This is a genomic window from Pseudomonas sp. TREG-RG-20F-10-E-6-01 (assembly GCF_022662455.1).
Taxonomy (GTDB): domain Bacteria; phylum Pseudomonadota; class Gammaproteobacteria; order Pseudomonadales; family Pseudomonadaceae; genus Aquipseudomonas.
Genome location: NZ_JAKNQP010000002.1, coordinates 291,162 through 306,237, shown reverse-complemented (window position 1 = coordinate 306,237; position 15,076 = coordinate 291,162). Strand labels below are relative to the sequence as shown.

15 protein-coding genes are annotated in these 15,076 nt (G+C 61.4%); all 15 read left to right on the top strand.

From position 1 onward, the window contains the following. Positions 1–32: 32 nt before the first annotated feature. Positions 33–236: a cold-shock protein gene (locus L8K08_RS07785; RefSeq protein WP_145158863.1), complete on the top strand. Its 204-nt coding sequence runs from the start codon at positions 33–35 to the stop codon at positions 234–236. Positions 237–697: 461 nt separating this feature from the next. Then, positions 698–2,812, top strand: a complete 2,115-nt coding sequence (gene flhA, locus L8K08_RS07780) for a flagellar biosynthesis protein FlhA (RefSeq protein WP_197629768.1) — start codon at positions 698–700, stop codon at positions 2,810–2,812. A gap of 11 nt (positions 2,813–2,823) precedes the next feature. Beyond that, a complete protein-coding gene (gene flhF, locus L8K08_RS07775; RefSeq protein ID WP_106576470.1) occupies positions 2,824–4,140 on the top strand; it encodes a flagellar biosynthesis protein FlhF in 1,317 nt (438 codons plus the stop codon). Between the two features lie 106 nt (positions 4,141–4,246). Further along, complete coding sequence (fleN, locus tag L8K08_RS07770; RefSeq protein ID WP_003192912.1) at positions 4,247–5,080, top strand: flagellar synthesis regulator FleN; 834 nt, start codon at positions 4,247–4,249, stop codon at positions 5,078–5,080. Beyond that, complete coding sequence (gene fliA / locus L8K08_RS07765) at positions 5,077–5,817, top strand: RNA polymerase sigma factor FliA (protein WP_016973417.1); 741 nt, start codon at positions 5,077–5,079, stop codon at positions 5,815–5,817. Before fleN ends, fliA begins: the two co-directional genes overlap by 4 nt. 168 nt (positions 5,818–5,985) lie before the next feature. Further along, complete coding sequence (locus L8K08_RS07760) at positions 5,986–6,360, top strand: chemotaxis response regulator CheY (RefSeq protein ID WP_005790040.1); 375 nt, start codon at positions 5,986–5,988, stop codon at positions 6,358–6,360. Positions 6,361–6,378: 18 nt separating this feature from the next. After that, a complete protein-coding gene (locus L8K08_RS07755) occupies positions 6,379–7,167 on the top strand; it encodes a protein phosphatase CheZ (RefSeq protein WP_145158861.1) in 789 nt (262 codons plus the stop codon). Positions 7,168–7,178: 11 nt separating this feature from the next. Continuing rightward, positions 7,179–9,383 (top strand): chemotaxis protein CheA, encoded by a 2,205-nt coding sequence (locus L8K08_RS07750; RefSeq protein WP_242195614.1) that lies wholly within the window; start codon positions 7,179–7,181, stop codon positions 9,381–9,383. Positions 9,384–9,432: 49 nt separating this feature from the next. Next, complete coding sequence (locus L8K08_RS07745; RefSeq protein WP_242195611.1) at positions 9,433–10,554, top strand: chemotaxis response regulator protein-glutamate methylesterase; 1,122 nt, start codon at positions 9,433–9,435, stop codon at positions 10,552–10,554. Beyond that, positions 10,554–11,294 carry a flagellar motor protein gene (locus tag L8K08_RS07740; RefSeq protein ID WP_005790033.1) on the top strand — a complete coding sequence of 247 codons (741 nt, stop codon included), beginning with the start codon at positions 10,554–10,556 and terminating at the stop codon, positions 11,292–11,294. Before L8K08_RS07745 ends, L8K08_RS07740 begins: the two co-directional genes overlap by 1 nt. Before the next feature lie 28 nt (positions 11,295–11,322). Continuing rightward, positions 11,323–12,210 carry a flagellar motor protein MotD gene (gene motD, locus L8K08_RS07735; protein WP_242195606.1) on the top strand — a complete coding sequence of 296 codons (888 nt, stop codon included), beginning with the start codon at positions 11,323–11,325 and terminating at the stop codon, positions 12,208–12,210. 50 nt (positions 12,211–12,260) lie between these two features. Further along, positions 12,261–13,049 (top strand): ParA family protein, encoded by a 789-nt coding sequence (locus L8K08_RS07730; RefSeq protein ID WP_014719332.1) that lies wholly within the window; start codon positions 12,261–12,263, stop codon positions 13,047–13,049. Beyond that, entirely contained in the window at positions 13,049–13,843 is a 795-nt protein-coding gene (locus tag L8K08_RS07725) for a CheW domain-containing protein (protein ID WP_242195603.1), read from the top strand. The genes L8K08_RS07730 and L8K08_RS07725 overlap by 1 nt, the downstream gene beginning before the upstream one ends. A 79-nt stretch (positions 13,844–13,922) precedes the next feature. Continuing rightward, positions 13,923–14,408, top strand: coding sequence for a chemotaxis protein CheW (locus L8K08_RS07720; RefSeq protein WP_106576477.1), 486 nt, complete (start codon positions 13,923–13,925; stop codon positions 14,406–14,408). Beyond that, positions 14,409–14,801: a DUF2802 domain-containing protein gene (locus tag L8K08_RS07715; protein WP_145158849.1), complete on the top strand. Its 393-nt coding sequence runs from the start codon at positions 14,409–14,411 to the stop codon at positions 14,799–14,801. The last annotated feature ends 275 nt before the right edge of the window (positions 14,802–15,076 follow it).

Here is a 15,076-nt window from a genome sequence, read left to right as displayed (position 1 = left end):
GGGTCATGGAACCCGATGTAAGGAGAGCGGCAATGGCAACAGGCACAGTGAAGTGGTTTAACGCGGAGAAGGGGTTTGGTTTCATTACTCAGGATGGGGGCGGGTCTGACGTGTTCGTTCACTTTTCAGCCATCGTCAGTGAAGGGTTCAAGACCCTTGAAGAAGGTAAAAAAGTAAAGTTCGACGTCGCTCAGGGCGCGAAAGGGCCACAGGCCGAAAAGGTCGAAGTTCTCTAGGCAGTTTATTGCTCGCCCCTGCGCAAGAGCGCAGGGGCGAGCAGTGCAGTCCAGCACGCGCTCGGCCCTTAACCGTCCGACCTCATTCAACTGCGCAATACCCGGCGCGCCTTCTCGTTGTGACCCTTCCAGACCAAAAGCGAAATCGCAGGGGCAACCCCAAATATTGTCGGAATTGCCTCGTTAGCAGCAGAGGCACACAGATCCAACTGTGGGAGCGGGCTTGCTCGCGAAAGCGGTGGTTCAGCTGGACTATCGCTGACTGACACACCGCCTTCGCGAGCAAGCCCGCTCCCACAGTTGAACCGATTTACACCCGGTAGGCGCGGTCGTTTGTTCGGTGATCTGAGCCTCAATGCAAAAGTTGGAAGGCTTCTTGCAATACCGCCTCCAGGACGCGCTTCAGCGTCAAAACTTTGCTTCAAGGAACACGAGGAATACCGGTGGTAGATCGCTCTCAAATGCTCAACACGGCCCGTGGCACCCTGACTGATCTGTCGCGGGGCAACCTGGGTGTGCCGTTGTTGTTGCTGGTGATGCTGGCAATGATGATGTTGCCGATGCCGCCGTTCCTGCTCGACGTGTTTTTTACCTTCAACATTGCCCTGTCCGTCGTCGTGCTGCTGGTCTGCGTGTACGCCCTGCGGCCGCTGGATTTCGCGGTATTCCCCACCATCCTGCTGATCGCGACCCTGCTGCGCCTGGCGCTGAACGTGGCGTCCACGCGGGTGGTGATGCTCCACGGCCAGGACGGCCACGCCGCCGCCGGTAAGGTGATCCAGGCGTTCGGTGAAGTGGTGATCGGCGGTAACTACGTGGTCGGTATCGTGGTGTTCGCGATCCTGATGATCATCAACTTCGTGGTGGTGACCAAGGGCGCCGGGCGGATCTCCGAGGTGAGCGCGCGCTTTACCCTCGACGCCATGCCCGGCAAACAAATGGCGATCGACGCCGACCTCAACGCCGGCCTGATCGACCAGGGCCAGGCCAAGGCCCGCCGTCTGGAAGTGGCCCAGGAAGCCGAGTTCTACGGTTCCATGGACGGTGCGAGCAAGTTCGTGCGCGGTGACGCCATCGCCGGCCTGTTGATTCTGTTCATCAACCTGATCGGCGGCATGGCGGTTGGTATCTTCCAGCACGGCATGACCTTCGGCGATGCGGGCAAGGTCTACGCCTTGCTGACCATCGGTGACGGTTTAGTGGCGCAATTGCCATCACTGTTGTTATCCACAGCCGCCGCGATCATGGTGACCCGTGCTTCGGGCTCCGAAGACATGGGCAAGCAGATCAGCCGCCAGATGTTTGCCTCGCCCAAGGCGCTGGCCGTGGCCGCCGGCATCATGGCGATCATGGGCATCGTGCCGGGCATGCCGCACATCTCGTTCCTGAGCATGGCGGCCATGGCCGCCGGCGGTGCGTACCTGTTCTGGCGCAAGCAAAACCAGGTCAAGGTCCTGGCCCAGCAGGAAATCGCCCGCCAGCAGGACCTGCTGCCGTCGCCGGCTCGTGCCCAGGAAACCAAGGAGCTTGGCTGGGATGACGTGACCCCGATCGACATGATCGGCCTGGAAGTCGGCTACCGCCTGATTCCGCTGGTGGACCGCAACCAGGGCGGCCAATTGCTGGCGCGGATCAAGGGCGTGCGCAAGAAGCTGTCCCAGGACCTGGGCTTCCTGATGCCGACCGTGCACATCCGCGACAACCTCGACCTGGCCCCCAGCGCCTACCGCCTGACCCTGATGGGCGTGATCCTCGCCGAAGCCGAGATTTACCCCGACCGCGAACTGGCGATCAACCCCGGCCAGGTGTTCGGCACGCTCAACGGCATAACCGCCAAAGATCCGGCTTTTGGCCTGGAAGCGGTGTGGATCGAAGTCAGCCAGCGCAGCCAGGCGCAATCGCTGGGTTACACCGTGGTAGACGCCAGTACGGTGGTCGCCACGCACCTCAATCAGATCCTGTACAAGCACTCCCACGAGCTGATCGGCCACGAGGAAGTCCAGCAATTGATGGGTTTGCTGGCCAAGGCCTCGCCAAAACTGGCCGAAGAACTGGTGCCGGGCGTGCTCTCGCTGTCGCAATTGCTCAAGGTGTTGCAGGCCTTGCTCGCCGAACAGGTGCCGGTGCGCGACATTCGCAGCATCGCCGAGGCCATCGCGAACAACGCCGCCAAGAGTCAAGATACCGCCGCGCTGGTGGCGGCGGTGCGGGTCGGATTGTCCCGTGCAATCGTGCAAAGCATTGTAGGGATTGAGTCTGAGCTGCCTGTGATCACCTTGGAGCCAAGGTTGGAACAAATATTGCTCAATAGTATTCAGAAGGCGGGACAAGGCCAGGAAGAGGGCGTTCTGCTGGAGCCAAGCATGGCGGAAAAACTGCAGCGTTCTTTGATTGAGGCCGCGCAGCGCCAGGAAATGGCGGGTCACCCGGTAATTCTGCTGGTGGCGGGCCCGGTCCGCGCGATGTTGTCGCGGTTTGGACGTCTGGCAGTGCCGAATTTGCACGTTTTGGCTTATCAGGAAATTCCTGACAACAAGCAAGTGACTATTGTCGCGACAGTAGGGCCCAACGGCTGAGGTAGTGGGTTATGCAAGTTAAGCGTTTTTTCGCCGCCGATATGCGTCAGGCCATGAAACTGGTACGTGATGAGCTGGGCGCCGATGCCGCGATTATCGGAAACCGTCGTATTGCCGGCGGTGTCGAGCTGACGGCTGCCCTGGATTACACCCCCTCGGCGCTGGCGCCGCGTGTGCCGAACATGGAGCTCGAAGACGAGCTGCGCAAGACGGCCTCGCGGATTGTCTCGGCCCAGGCTGAATTGAGCATGCGTGGCGACAGCGATGCCAGCACCAACCGCCAGTTGTTCGCCGGCCTGCCGCTGACCGCTGCCGAGCCGCTGGTTGAACCGACATTCAAAGAACCGCCACGTCCTGCAGCGCCGGCCCCGGCTGCCGCAGTTGACCAGCGCGTGTTCGACTCGATGCGCTTTGAGCTCAACGGCCTGCGTGAGCTGCTCGAAGTGCAGTTGGGCTCGCTGGCGTGGAACCAGTTGCAAGGCAGCAAACCGCAACAAGCCAACCTGTGGCGTCGCCTGCAACGCATCGGCCTGTCTGGCCCGTTGTCCCGCGACCTGCTGGCGCTGACCGCCGAAGTTGAAGAACCACGCCAGGCCTGGCGCATGTTGCTGGCGCACTTGGCACGCATGATCGTCACCCCGGAAATCGAACCCCTGGAAGAGGGCGGTGTGATTGCCATGGTCGGCCCAGCCGGCATGGGCAAGACCACCACCCTGGCCAAACTGGCAGCGCGTTATGTGCTCAAGTACGGCGCGCAGAATATCGCGCTGGTGAGCATGGACAGCTACCGCATTGGCGCCCAGGAGCAGCTCAAGACCCTGGGCCGCATCCTCAATGTGACGGTGACCCACGTTGACCCGGGCCAGTCGCTGGCCAACGCCCTCGACCCGCTGCTGCGCAAGCGCGTGGTGCTGATCGACACCGCTGGCCTGCAAGCCAGTGACCCGGCGCTGCGCATGCAGCTCGAAAGCCTGGCCGGGCGTGGCATCAAGTCAAAAAATTACCTGGTGCTTGCAACCACCAGCCAGAAACAGGTTCTTACCGCTGCATATCACAGCTACAAGCGTTGCGGCCTGGCCGGTTGCATCCTCACCAAGCTCGATGAAACCGCGAGCCTGGGTGAAGTGCTGAGCCTGGCCATCAGTCATGAATTACCGGTCGCCTACCTGACCGACGGGCCGCGGATCCCGGATGATCTCCATCTGCCGCGCCGTCATCAGTTGGTCAGCCGTGCCGTCAGCGTGCAAATGCAAGAAGAGCCTAGCGAGGAAGCGATGGCCGATATGTTCGCCGACCTTTACCACAACCCCGCCAAGCGGGTCGGTTAAGGCCAGGATGAACACCATGAAATGTATCTACATCGATGGTCTGCAAGCGATTCACGCGGCCAAGCCATGTAGCCTGCGTCTAAGCAAGACAAGGTAAAGAAATAAAATGGGCAGCATGCATCCCGTACAGGTGATCGCGGTGACCGGCGGCAAAGGTGGCGTCGGGAAAACTAACGTGTCAGTGAATTTGTCCCTGGCCCTGGCAGAGCTTGGCCGTCGCGTCATGCTGCTGGATGCTGACCTGGGCCTGGCGAACGTCGACGTTCTGCTGGGGCTGACACCCAAACACACCCTTGCCGATGTGATCGAGGGCCGCTGCGAGCTGCGCGATGTGCTGCTGCAAGGCCCCGGTGGCATTCGCATCGTGCCGGCCGCCTCGGGCACCCAGAGTATGGTGCACCTGAGCCCGGCGCAGCACGCCGGCCTGATCCAGGCGTTCAGCGATATCGGCGACAACCTCGACGTGCTGGTGATCGACACCGCCGCCGGCATCGGCGAGTCCGTGGTCAGCTTCGTGCGCGCCGCCCAGGAAGTGCTGCTGGTGGTCTGCGACGAACCCACCTCGATCACCGACGCCTACGCCCTGATCAAACTGCTTAACCGTGACTACGGCATGAACCGCTTCCGCGTGCTGGCCAACATGGCCCAAAGCCCGCAGGAAGGACGCAACCTGTTCGCCAAGTTGACCAAGGTCACGGATCGCTTCCTGGATGTCGCCTTACAATACGTAGGCGCAGTTCCCTATGACGAGTGTGTACGCAAGGCTGTGCAAAAGCAGCGTGCGGTCTACGAAGCGTTCCCTCGTTCGAAGTGCGCACTGGCGTTCAAGGCTATTGCCCAGAAGGTCGATACTTGGCCGTTGCCCGCCAACCCTCGGGGGCATCTGGAGTTTTTCGTCGAGCGATTGGTGCATCAGACGAGCGCGGGACCTGTGCTATGACATCCAGCGGCTACAACCTTTACAAAAAGTCGGCGCGTGACAGCCAGGGCGAATTGATCGAGCGCTATGCGCCCCTGGTCAAGCGCATTGCCTATCACTTGCTGGCACGCCTGCCGGCCAGCGTACAGGTCGAAGACCTGATCCAGGCCGGCATGATCGGTCTGCTCGAAGTGTCGACCAAATACGACGCGAGCAAAGGCGCGAGTTTCGAGACGTATGCGGGTATCCGTATCCGTGGCGCGATGCTCGATGAGGTGCGTAAAGGGGATTGGGCGCCGCGCTCGGTACACCGCAACACGCGAATGGTCAGTGACGCAATTCGCGCAATTGAAGCAAAAACCGGTCGTGACGCTAAAGATCATGAAGTTGCGGCCGAACTCCAATTGAGTCTCGACGATTACTACGGGATTTTGAACGATACCTTGGGCAGCCGCCTGTTCAGTTTCGACGACCTGTTGCAGGACGGCGAACACGAAGGGCTGCACGAGGACGGCGCGAGTGCTCATCTCGAACCGTCACGCGACCTGGAGGACGAACGTTTCCAGGGCGCGCTGGCGGAAGCGATTGCCAATTTGCCGGAGCGTGAGCGACTGGTGTTGGCGCTGTACTACGACGAAGAGCTGAACCTCAAGGAAATCGGTGAGGTCCTGGGGGTCAGCGAATCGCGTGTCAGCCAGTTGCACAGCCAGTGCGCAGCCCGCTTGCGGGGGCGATTGGGAGAGTGGCGCGCGCGCTGACAGGCAGTGTGGGGACACTGCAGACGCTACCGCGAAGGCTTCATGCCTTCGCGGGTTCGTACCGTGGTGCCCTGGGCAGTCCTTTTTGTGTAACGCCTGTTGATTGAAATGGCGCGTCCAGGTGCTGGGCGCGTTTAAGACTGCTTGGAGGTCGAATTGGACAAGAACATGAAAATCCTCATCGTTGATGACTTCTCAACGATGCGGCGGATCATAAAAAACCTGTTGCGTGACCTTGGGTTCACCAACACGGTCGAGGCGGATGACGGCATTACGGCGATTCCGATCCTCAACAGCGGGAGCATCGACTTTCTGGTAACCGACTGGAACATGCCGGGCATGACCGGTATCGACCTGCTGCGTCACGTGCGCGCCGATGAAAAACTGCGCAGCCTGCCTGTGTTGATGGTGACCGCCGAAGCCAAGCGTGAACAGATCATCGAAGCCGCCCAAGCCGGGGTAAACGGCTACGTGGTCAAGCCATTCACTGCACTGGCCTTGAAAGAGAAGATTGAAAAAATCTTCGAACGCATCGGTCATTGATGCTGCCACGGGGGCGCTATGGAGCATAAAGAAACGTCGCAGGGAGACTTTGAGTCGACCCTGAAAAAGCATGCTCACCAGTTGGTCGAAAGCCTTGAAAAAGGCCACTTCGGCGACGCGGTGCAGTTGATCCATGAGCTTAACCAGACCCGTGACCGCGGCCTGTATCAGGAAGTGGGCAAGCTCACGCGCGAGCTGCACAGTGCGATCGTCAATTTTCAGATTGACCCGCACATGCCCCAGGCCGAAGAAATTTCGCAAATCACCGATGCCACCGAACGCCTGTCCTATGTGGTCAGGCTGACTGAGGCGGCTGCCAACCGCACCATGGACCTGGTGGAAAACGCCACGCCGCTGGTCAATGGCATGGCCACCGACGCTCAGGCGCTCAGCGTTGACTGGGGCCGCTTCATGCGTCGTGAAGTGGGGGCTGAAGAGTTTCGTGAATTGGCGCGTCGGGTTGACGCTTTTCTGTCACGCAGCGAGCAGGAAAACCGCACGGTTTCCAGCAACCTCAATGACATTCTGCTGGCCCAGGATTACCAGGACCTCACCGGTCAGGTGATCAAGCGCGTGACCCAATTGGTCACCGAAGTGGAAAGCAACCTGCTCAAACTGGTGCTCATGGCCGGCCAGGTAGACCGTTTTGCCGGTATCGAACATGACCGCGAAGCGATCCTCTCGGAAAAAGATCCAAAAAAACATCTCGCCAAGGGTGAAGGTCCGCAGATTCATGCCGATAAACGTGAAGACGTTATGTCAGGTCAGGATGACGTAGATGACCTGTTATCCAGTTTAGGCTTCTAAGGAGCACCCACATGAGCTTCGGCGCCGATGAAGAAATCCTTCAGGATTTCCTTGTAGAGGCCGGCGAAATTTTAGAGCAACTGTCCGAGCAACTGGTCGAGCTGGAAAGCCGACCGGATGATGCGAACCTGCTCAATGCAATTTTTCGCGGTTTTCACACTGTAAAAGGGGGCGCCGGCTTCCTCCAGCTCCATGAGCTGGTGGAGTGCTGTCACATCGCCGAGAACGTGTTCGACATCCTGCGCAAGGGTGAGCGGCACGTCGACTCGGAACTGATGGACGTGATTCTCGAAGCACTGGATGCGGTCAACGGCATGTTCAGCGAAGTGCGCGAACGTGCACCGATCACTGCGGCCACGCCGGAACTGCTGGCCGCCCTGGCACGCCTGGCAGAACCGGCCACGTCGGCGGCACCTGTGGCAGCGGCGCCTGAGCCGGTTGTCGAGGCTGAGCCGGATGTGACCGACAGCGAGTTCGAGCAGTTGCTCAACTCCCTCAGTGCGGTGAAAGCCGAAGCTGAAGCACCGCAAGCGCCCACTGCGCCTGCAGCGCCGACCAGCGAAGACATTACCGACGCCGAGTTCGAATCGCTGCTCGACCAATTGCATGGCAAAGGCCAGTTCGCCGCCGACGCCGTGGCACCTGCCGCTGCGCCGCAGGCCCCGGCGGCGTCTGCCAACACCGACATTACCGACGACGAATTCGAAGCGTTGCTCGACCAGTTGCATGGCAAAGGCACCTTTGCGGCCGAAGCCTTGCCGGAAGTCGCCGCCACCGCCGCCGCGCCTGCCGCCACGGCAGAACCGGCAGAGCCGGCTGGCGACGGGCTGATCTCCGATCACGAATTCGAAGCCTTGCTGGATGAATTGCACGGCAAAGGCAAGTTCACCGAAGTGGCCCCGGCCGCCGCGGCGACCGCCACCCCGGTAGCGGCGAAACCCGCGCCAGCCAAAGCCGCCGCACCGGCCGCCGCCAAACCCGCTCCAGCCGCCCCGGCGCCTGCACGGGCTGGTGCGGCGCCGGTGGCCGAGAAGCCTGCCAGTGAAGCCGAAACCACCGTACGGGTTGATACCGCACGCCTGGACGACATCATGAACATGGTCGGCGAACTGGTGCTGGTGCGTAACCGTCTGGTGCGCCTGGGCCTGAACAGCGGTGATGAAGCCATGCAGAAGGCCGTGTCGAACCTCGACGTGGTCACCGCTGACTTGCAGACCGCCGTGATGAAAACGCGGATGCAGCCGATCAAGAAAGTCTTCGGTCGCTTCCCGCGCCTGGTTCGCGACCTGGCGCGCCAGCTCAAGAAAGAAATCAACCTGGAACTGGTGGGTGAAGAAACCGACCTCGACAAAAACCTGGTCGAGGCCCTGGCCGACCCGCTGGTCCACTTGGTGCGCAACGCCGTCGACCACGGCGTCGAAACCCCGGAAGAACGCGAAGCCTCGGGCAAGTCCCGCAACGGCAAGGTGATCCTGGCGGCCGAGCAAGAAGGCGACCATATCCTGCTGTCGATCACCGATGACGGCAAAGGCATGGACCCGACGATTCTGCGCAATATCGCGGTCAAGCGTGGCGTGATGGACAAGGACGCCGCCGACCGCCTGACCGACACCGAGTGCTACAACCTGATCTTCGCCCCGGGCTTCTCGACCAAGACCGAGATTTCCGACGTGTCTGGCCGTGGCGTGGGTATGGACGTGGTGAAGACCAAGATCAGCCAGCTCAATGGCTCGATCAACATTTACTCGACCAAGGGCCAAGGCTCGAAAATCGTCATCAAGGTGCCGTTGACCCTGGCGATCATGCCGACCCTGATGGTGATGCTGGGCAACCAGGCGTTCGCCTTCCCGCTGGTCAACGTCAACGAGATCTTCCACCTCGACCTGTCGCGCACCAACGTGGTGGACGGCCAGGAAGTGGTGATCGTGCGCGACAAGGCGTTGCCCCTGTTCTACCTCAAGCGCTGGCTGGTGGCTTCGGCCAAGCATGAAGAGCAGCGCGAAGGCCATGTGGTGATCTTGTCCGTGGGCACCCAGCGTATCGGCTTTGTGGTCGATCAACTGGTTGGCCAGGAAGAAGTGGTCATCAAGCCGTTGGGCAAAATGCTGCAGGGAACCCCGGGCATGTCGGGTGCGACCATCACCGGTGACGGTCGGATCGCGCTGATTCTCGATGTTCCGAGCATGCTCAAGCGTTACGCCGCACGGCGTATTTGATTCTGGTGGGGCTTGGGCGGTAATGCCCGCCCCGCCTAACGGAGTGTTTATGGCAGTCAAGGTCCTGGTGGTGGACGATTCGGGTTTCTTCCGCCGCCGCGTCTCGGAAATTCTTTCCGCCGATCCAACGATCCAGGTGGTCGGCACGGCCACCAACGGCAAAGAAGCGATTGATCAAGCCATTGCGTTGAAGCCGGACGTGATCACCATGGACTACGAGATGCCGATGATGGATGGCATCACGGCTGTTCGGCACATCATGCAGCGCTGCCCGACTCCGGTGTTGATGTTCTCCTCGCTCACGCACGAAGGCGCCCGGGTCACCCTGGATGCGCTGGACGCGGGTGCCGTGGACTTCCTGCCGAAGAATTTCGAAGACATCTCGCGCAACCCCGAGAAGGTCAAGCAGATGCTGTGCGAGAAGGTGCACAGCATTTCGCGCAGTAACCGTCGCAGCCTGTCCAGTGCGCCGGCGCCGGCCCCGGTGGCAGCGCCTGCTGCGCCGACGTCGTCGTTTGCGCGCCCGGCACCTGCGCCCGTGGCACGTCCTGCGGCGGCGCCGGTACGCGCCGCTGCTCCGAGCGCGCATTCGCCTGCGCCCAAGCGCAAAGCCTACAAGCTTGTCGCTATCGGCACCTCTACCGGCGGCCCGGTGGCCTTGCAGCGGGTATTGACCCAACTGCCGGCCAACTTCCCTGCGCCGATTGTGCTGATCCAGCACATGCCCGCGGCCTTTACCAAAGCGTTCGCCGAGCGCCTGGACAAGCTGTGCCGCATCAGCGTCAAGGAAGCCGAGGATGGCGACATCCTGCGTCCTGGCCTGGCGCTGCTGGCCCCGGGCGGCAAGCAGATGATGGTCGATGGCCGTGGCGCGATCAAAATCCTGCCGGGCGACGAGCGCCTCAACTACAAGCCGTGCGTGGACATCACCTTCGGTTCGGCGGCCAAGTCCTACGGCGACAAAGTTCTGGCGGTGGTGCTCACCGGCATGGGCGCCGACGGCCGTGAAGGCGCGCGCCTGCTCAAGCAGGGCGGCAGCGCCATTTGGGCCCAGGACGAAGCCAGCTGCGTGATCTATGGCATGCCCATGGCCATCGTCAAGGCTGACCTGGCCGACGCTGTCTACAGCCTGGACGACATCGGCAAGCATCTGGTGGAGGCCTGCCTCTGATGGATGTCTTGAGCCTGATTGGCATCACCATGGCGTTTGTCGCGATTATCGGCGGCAACTACCTTGAAGGCGGCCACCTTGGCGCCTTGGCCAACGGCCCGGCGGCACTGATCGTAATCGGCGGCACCGTGGGCGCCGCGTTGCTGCAATCGCCCCTGAGTTCGTTCAAGCGCGCCATGCAGATTCTGGTGTGGATCATTTTCCCGCCACGCGTCGACCTGCCAGGCGGCATCGACCGCGTGGTCAACTGGAGCCTCACCGCCCGCAAGGAAGGCCTGCTGGGCCTGGAAGGCGTGGCCGATGCCGAGCCCGACAGCTACGCGCGCAAAGGCCTGCAATTGCTGGTGGACGGCGCCGAACCGGAGGCGATCCGCAGCATCCTCGAGGTGGATTTCTACACCCAGGAAAGCCGCGACATCAACGCCGCCAAAGTCTTTGAAAGCATGGGCGGCTACGCGCCGACCATCGGCATCATCGGTGCGGTGATGGGCTTGATCCACGTGATGGGCAACCTGGCCGACCCGTCGCAGCTGGGCAGCGGCATTGCCGTGGCGTTTGTCGCCACCATCTACGGCGTGGCGAGTGCCAACCTGGTGTTGCTGCCGGTGGCGAGCAAGCTCAAGTCGATTGCCATGCGCCAGTCGCGTTACCGCGAAATGTTGCTGGAAGGCATCTTGTCGATTGCCGAGGGTGAAAACCCGCGCTCCATCGAATTGAAGCTCCAGGGCTTCATGGATTGATGGGCATGCTTTGTGTAGGAGGGAGTTTGTGAGCCGTCGCCGCCGCGAGCCTGAAGAGCACGTCAACCATGAACGCTGGCTGGTGTCCTACGCCGACTTCATTACCTTGCTGTTCGCGTTTTTTGTGGTGATGTACTCCATCTCGTCGATCAACGAAGGCAAGTACAAAGTCATTTCCCAGGCGCTGATCGGCGTGTTCAACGACGCCGACCGTGCCCTCAAGCCGATCCCCATTGGCGAAGAGCGGCCCAAGACCGTGACCCCGGCCAAGCCGCTGGTCAACGACAGCGACGAAACCGCCGCCGGCATCGGTGGCACCAGCGACCCGCTCAAAAGCATTGCCGATGACATCAGCGCTGCGTTTGGCGACCTGATCAAATCCAACCAGATGACTGTGCGCGGCAACGAGTTGTGGGTGGAAATCGAACTGAACTCCAGCCTGCTGTTCGCCAGCGCCGATGCGATGCCGAGCGATCAGGCGTTCACCATCATCGACAAGGTGGCGGCGATCCTCAAACCGTTTGAAAACCCGATCCACGTGGAAGGCTTTACCGACAATTTCCCGATTGCGACTGCGCAGTATCCGACCAACTGGGAACTGTCGTCGGCGCGCGCCGCAAGCATCGTGCGCATGCTCGCAATGCAGGGCGTGAACCCTGGTCGGCTGGCGTCGGTGGGCTACGGCGAATTCCAGCCGGTGGCCAATAACGCCACCGCCGAAGGCCGCGCGCGCAACCGTCGCGTGGTGCTGGTGGTGTCGCGCAACCTGGATGTACGCCGCAGCCTGACCGGCACCGGCACGGCCAATGCAACACCGGATGCGGCACTGAAGCGGGCTGGCACACAAACTGCTACGCCAACCGTTAAGCCGTCGGTTCGTCAGAACGCCGTCAATTCTCCGTCACCGGCTCAATAACTTATGCAATGTCTCGGTCGCGCCATCGCCTGCCGGGAGGAACCAACCGAATGAGAGTCTGGGCAGTTGCCAATCAAAAGGGTGGAGTCGGCAAGACCACCACCTCCATCGCTTTAGCCGGCTTGCTGGCCGAGGCGGGCAAGCGTGTGGTCGTGGTCGACCTCGACCCGCATGGCTCGATGACCAGCTATTTCGGCTACGACCCGGATGCGCTGGAACACAGCTGCTACGACCTGTTCCTGCACAAAGGCAGCGTGCCTGCCGACTTGCCGGGGCAATTGCTGCTGCCCACCAGTAACGAAAGCATTTCCCTGCTGCCCTCCAGCACTGCGCTGGCGACCCTGGAGCGTCAGTCGCCGGGGCAGAGCGGTTTGGGCCTGGTGATCGCCAAGACCCTGGCGCAGCTGTGGCAGGACTTCGACTACGCGATCATCGACAGCCCGCCGCTGCTGGGCGTGCTGATGGTCAACGCCTTGGCGGCCAGCCAGCAGTTGGTGATCCCGGTGCAGACCGAGCACCTGGCGGTCAAAGGTCTGGAGCGCATGGTCAGCACGCTGGCGATGATTAACCGTTCGCGCAAGCAGGCGCTGCCGTTCAGCATCGTGCCGACGTTGTTCGACCGTCGTACCCAGGCGTCCCTTGGCACCTTGCGGGTATTGCGCGATGCCTACCCGGACACCATCTGGAATGGCTACATCCCGGTCGACACGCGCCTGCGTGACGCCAGCCGCGCAGGCCTGACGCCTTCGCAGTTCGATGGCAAAAGCCGTGGCGTACTGGCGTACCGCGCGTTGCTCAAGCATTTGCTGTCGCAACAGCTTGTGGCGCAGGTGGCGTGATGAACCGTCCCGTTGAATTCAAGACCCGGCCGCAACTGGCGCTGGAATCCTACCTGGATGCCCTGCTGCAGGAGTCGACCGAAGAGGAGCTGCCGGAACCGATTCTGCTGCTTGAACCGGTTGTAGAGGCCGAAAGCACGCTGGATGAGTTCCAGTTGGCAGTGCTCGAAGAACAAGCCCGCGATGCGCACCTCGTGCCGGTGGTTGAGCCGATAGCGCCGATTGCGCCGACGGTCGTGGCGCCCGTGGTGGTCGAGCCGGTGGTGGAAGTCCACCTGCCGCCGAGCATCACGCCGCCGCCAGTCACCGCGGATGGTCGCCCGGCGTGGGCCGCCGAGCCGTTCGAATGCCTGTTGTTCGACGTCGCCGGGTTGACCCTGGCGGTGCCGCTGGTGTGCCTGGGCTCGATCTATTCGCTGGAAGGTCAGGAGCTGACGCCGCTGTTCGGGCAACCGGAGTGGTTTCTCGGCATCCTGCCAAGCCAGGCCGGCAACCTCAAGGTGCTGGACACCGCACGCTGGGTCATGCCCGACCGTTACCGCGATGACTTCCGCCAGGGTTTGCAGTACGTGATTTCGGTTCAGGGCTACGAGTGGGGGCTGGCGGTGCATCAAGTCAGCCGCTCGTTGCGCCTGGACCCCAATGAAATCAAATGGCGCAGCCACCGGGGCCAACGGCCGTGGTTGGCCGGCACCGTGATTGAACACATGTGCGCGTTGCTCGATGTCGCCGAGCTGGCTGAGTTGATCGCCAGCGGCGCGGTAAAAGCGATGCCACAGAACAAACGCAGTTGATTGAACAATAAGGCCCGCATGCAAGTGCGGTCAGCGAAGTACATACGCCGTGAAAACGGTATTTGAAGGGGTCCGAGGAATGAACAAGTCAGCATCCGCACAAGGTTTGGTCGATGATCCAATCCTGCAATGGGTAACCTTCAAACTGGACAACGAGTCCTACGGCATCAACGTGATGCGCGTGCAGGAAGTGTTGCGCTACACCGAGATCGCGCCGGTACCGGGTGCGCCGAGCTACGTGCTGGGCATCATCAACCTGCGCGGCAACGTGGTGACCGTGATCGACACCCGCCAGCGTTTTGGCCTGGTGCCGACCGAGGTTAACGACAACACGCGTATCGTCATCATCGAAGCCGACAAGCAGGTGGTCGGGATCATGGTCGACAGCGTGGCCGAAGTGGTTTACCTGCGCCAATCGGAAGTGGAAACCGCGCCGAACGTGGGCAACGAAGAATCGGCCAAGTTCATCCAGGGCGTGTGCAACAAGAACGGCGAACTGCTGATTCTGGTTGAGCTGGACAAGATGATGAGCGAAGAAGAATGGCAGGACCTGGAGAACATCTGATTGTTTTTTGAAGCGGCGGTGATTGTCCTGGCCCTGTTGTGGGCCGGGACCGTGGCGTTCCTGCTGCGCTATATGCGCCAGCAACGCGAATTGGCCCAGCAACAGGCCGAGCGCGATGCCGTGCGTGACCGGCGCATTCTTGACCTGGTCAAGCGCGTGGATCACTTCCAGCAGACTGCGGTAAAGGTCGGGGACGAGGTGCATGAACTGCGCGCGATTCTCGGGCCGCTGCCGGACAAGCTGGCGCAGATCGAACAACGCGACCCTTCGAGCCTGTCGTTCGCCCAGGCGGCGAAGCTGGTGGGCATGGGCGCGACCGTGGATGAGCTGACGCAGTCGTGTGGCTTGACCCAGGCTGAAGCGCAATTGATGAGTAAGTTGCACAAAAGCTGACGTAGGGTGCTGCACCTGTCCGACGTTGCGGGCTGGCTTTCCTGTGGGAGCTGGCTTGCCTGCGATGCGGACACCTCGGTACACCGGGCGCACTCGATAGGTGCCGCCTGACATTTGCGCCGCGGCCTGGGACGGATTACAGGGTGCAGGCGAGCATTTACGCCGACTGTTCAATCCAGCTGCATGAGCTGTCTGCCGACGGCAAGCGATGGGATGGCGTAGATCCTGTGCCCAACGGCAAGGTATCGATGTGCAAGGCGATGGATAACTTCCAG